The 4049-nt window shown below is 57.6% G+C and carries 3 protein-coding genes; all 3 read left to right on the top strand.

Going from position 1 to position 4049, the window contains the following annotated elements:
* Nucleotides 1–1130: calcium-binding protein (locus tag ACYQ2W_RS25375; protein WP_459873694.1), on the top strand; the 1130-nt coding region annotated here is incomplete at its 5' end.
* Nucleotides 1131–1650: 520 nt separating this feature from the next.
* Complete coding sequence (locus ACYQ2W_RS25370) at nt 1651–2796, top strand: hypothetical protein (RefSeq protein WP_459873692.1); 1146 nt, start codon at nt 1651–1653, stop codon at nt 2794–2796.
* A 221-nt stretch (nt 2797–3017) separates the two neighbouring features.
* Nucleotides 3018–4049, top strand: a 1032-nt coding sequence (locus ACYQ2W_RS25365) for a hypothetical protein (protein WP_459873690.1), incomplete at its 3' end; no start/stop codon positions are given.

The following is a 4049-nucleotide window of genomic DNA, read 5'->3' as shown; positions in this document are numbered from 1 at the left end:
CCCCTTCCGGCGATTCCGAGGAGCAGACGGTAACGTTCACCGCGGAAGGCAACGGGGTGATTGTCAATATGTCGCGCGACGGGGTCCCGCTGGTGCTTGGGGAACGCACGTCGGTCTTCGAAGACGACGTGGGCTATGAGTGGAGGATGTATCGCTTTCCGAATCAAGAGCTGGACGAGGAATCCGCGGATCGATACCCCAGCGGCATCTCCCGGGTGATGGCCCTCGGTGGAGATGACGAAATTCTCGTTGGTGACATCACTGCTTTCCCTGGAATCGTTCTCGATGGCGGGGACGGGAACGACACGATCCGCGGGGACTATTTCGAGGTCGATGGGACGTCGCCCTCCGATGGTGAGGGCGCACTGGATGTGTTGGGTGCACAAATCCTGGCTGGCGCGGGTGACGACCGGGCCGCGGGCTCGCTGAGGAACGACGATATCGATGGTGGTGACGGTCACGATTACGTGCTTGCGCTGGATGGTGACGACGCGGTCAACGGAGGTTCCGGGAACGACTGGCTGGACGCCGATCGAGGCGACGATTTCGTATTTGGCGGGGATGGCAACGATAAGGTGCTGGGTGGGGCCGGCGGGGATTATCTGTCCGGAGGGGACGGCAACGACCGCATCTACGGCGACGATGAAACGCGCTGGGCGGTGGCCTGGGATGGCGCCGCTGAGGCGGTGCAAACCTACGGTACGGACTTCTTCGCCTTTGGTGCGGGCACCCCTCTCGTCCGTTTCCCGATGATCAGAGAGGTCGATGTCGAGGACGAGGGTGAAGACTTCATCGACGGAGGGGCGGGCGACGATCGCCTTTATGGTGGGGGTGGTGACGATACGGTGTTTGGCGGAGAGGGACACGACTACCTTCAAGGGGAGGCGGGAGACGATGAACTGTACGGAGGCGACGGCGACGACCGCATGTGGGGCGATCGCTGGGACGAGGCCCTGAAAGCCATGGGGTCAAGTCTTTCACATTGCCTTTGGGAATCATCCCACATCCCGCCGCCCCCTACCCTTGACCACTTCGTGACCTGGCTACCGACGACGATGACCTCCAGTTCGTCGGCGCCGGCGGCGCGGATCGGGAGTTCCAGCCCAGAAAAACCGGAGTCGATAACCTGACCTTAATGCAAAAGGAAAGACGTGACCCCATGCGCATGCGAGAACTATCGGAAAGATTGCCCGCGAGGGAGTTGCCGGTGTTCGGGGGGAGCGGGGGGAATGGCGGGGCCCTCTCTCCGGATGCGATCGTCGGCAGCAACGAAGCGGAGTCGCTCGGCGGGACCGACTCCGCAGACGAGCTTTATGGGCTGGGTGGCGACGACGAGCCATCTGGCACGTGTTGGGCGGGTTGCGTCAGCTCGATCCATCGTCCTGCCGAAGGCGTGGGAAATTCGGGTGGGGAGCCTGTAAGAAAATAGATCAAAAGGCGTGCGGAAAATGGGCGTTCGGTAATGAAATCTATTACGGAAGATGGGGGAGAAGGAATGGAAAAATTTCAGAAAATGCCCCTATTTAAAAAGTGCAAATATGTGTAAGCATGAAAGAGACGTGTAGCGTCCCTTGCCGGCGTGGATCTTTCTATGGAAAGAAGGCGAATTCGACGCCGGGTGTTAATTGGTGAACCGTAGTTGAGGCTGGGATGGACGTTGGCAAAGCCGTTGTCACGATGATATGTGCCGTACTCCTGGTCGGGTGTGACGTGGCGTTCTTCAACAAAGACCAGGGGCGGGCGCTGGGGCCGCTGGATCAGTCCTGGTCGATCCGACTGAAAAGCGGCGAGACGTTGCGCTACACCCCTGAGCTGGCGGAGAAGATCAAGTCGAAGGGGTGGGTCGACGGAAAGTGGCCGTGCAACATTGCCTACAAGCTGATGAACCGAAGCGAGTATCTGGAGTGCATCCTGGTGGAGGCGGCGCTTCTGCCGGACATCTCTTCGGCGCCGCGTGACCATTTCGGCGAGCGCTACGATCCCCGCGATTATCTGGAGTGCCGGGCGCCGCGCAAGCGCAACGACATGAGCTGCCTGAGTCTTCGGGTCCGGCGCAACGAGAATCCGGAATATTGGCCCTACCCCGAGGTGCCTAAGCCGAAGTGGCCGGAGCCGCCGCAGCGGGCGAAGTATCGGGAGGGGATGAGTTCGGAGGAGTATTTCAGAGAGTTGTGCGGCAAAGAGGCAGGAGAGTTCATCTATCGGACGGTGGAGGGCGTGGAGGGGATCTATCAGATTCGACCAAGGGTTGAGGAGGATGACTGGCATTTGGCGGATCGGTATGTGATGGAGGATCCTTTCGGGTATTTCATACCTTATCCAAAAGGCACGTCATACTTGTTCGTGAGTCCTCCGCATAGTGACTTCAGGTTCTTTGAGTCGCCGGTTGATGATGCTCATCGTAAGCATAGTGGTTCCCTTCGTTACATAAAATACGAAGGGCACGAAGATGTAAGAGATATTGTTAAAGCTCCTGGTAAGTCCTGGTATGTGAATAAAAAATATTCTCCAATGAAGGGTGCAGAAGAAGACGGTGTATCGTCCCGTTTTGGATATGTTTGGCGAGGAATAGAGAGGCTCCACGATAGAGAGTTAGGGATTGCTGGCGGAGAAGTTATGGTTGTAGACCTGAAAAGTAATCAGGTTCTGGGAATTCGTCGTGGCTTTATGTATGGGGTTAAAACCCATGCGAAGAACGGGATTAACTGGCTCGTAGGGCCTACTTGCCCGGTGTTGCGGGGAGAGACCAAATTTCGGGACACCTATAGGTTCGTGCGATCAGTGCTGAAACCGTAGTGGGTGTGCTTTAGTGAAATGGAAAAGGGAAATGTGCAATGACTAGACATGCGAGTCAGTGGGTGGAGTTCGCTCTTCAGCAAATTGCTGCGGAGTCATATTTGAATAACGCTGGTAATATACCCGAATACTTGATCCCGCGACTACAATATGGGAACAACAATCCATCATATTATTCTGGGATATCTCCAAATAGCGACGATCTACCCGGCGCAACCCGGATGACCGGAAGCCAGGCGCAGGCTTTCGTCAATCGCTATCAGGTGATCGATCACCGCCCCAACGACCACACGGGCTTCTCCGCCACCCTGCTCCTGGACACCCAAACCGGACAGTACACCCTTTCGTTCCGCAGTACCGAGTACTCGCTGGAACGGAACGGCGGTGATTTCCAGCGCGATACGGTGGGCGCCGATACCGGGATCAACGACGAGGGGTTTGCCTTCGCGCAGATAGACTCCATGCAGCGTTACTGGGAAGAGCTGACGGCGGATGGAGGAGTGCTTGCCGGGGGGCAGCGGATCAACGTTACCGGCTACTCCCTGGGCGGGCACCTTGCCACGGTCTTTACGGAGCTCCATTCCGAGCGGGTGTTGCACACTTATGTGTTCAACTCTCCGGGCCGGGGTCTCTACAGCGATGGAACGTTGGAGGAGATGTTCGCGTACTACCGGGAAGTGTTGGAACGGCCGTATCTCGCCTACTCCGAACTGACGGGGGCCGGTGCCGACCCGTCGGATTCGGACCTGACGCGATACACCAATTTGTATCTGGCGGCCGACGCGCTCGAGGGTCAGCCCTTTGCGGATACCGACAACATTTACGACGATCCCCGGTATCAGTTGGCGGTGGAGGCGGTTTCCATACGATTCAACACCCAAAGCAGCCTGTGGGACGGTGTTTTGGACCTTCTCGTCGGAACGGACGGCGCGCTGAGTGCCGAGGCCGACTCACTGATCACCCACGTCTACGGCCATGCCAGGAACGGCGACGTCGAAATCGTCGCCAACAGCAATATTCATCCCACCGATTCGAATGCGGTCTATGTGGAGGATCAGCCGAACTACCAGGGTTTCCTGGGCCACCAGCCGATCTACCCGGACTGGCTGAACGAATGGATCGCGGGTCACGGGGATTTCGGCGACACCCACGGCATGGCGTTGTTGGTCGATTCCCTCGCGTTGATGGGGGCGTTTCAGTCTCTCGATCCGAACATCGATGTCTCGAAGATAAACGGCTCTATTGACGTTTCA

This window comes from Endothiovibrio diazotrophicus, from assembly GCF_054657215.1.
This window is presented reverse-complemented; position numbering and strand designations above follow the sequence as displayed.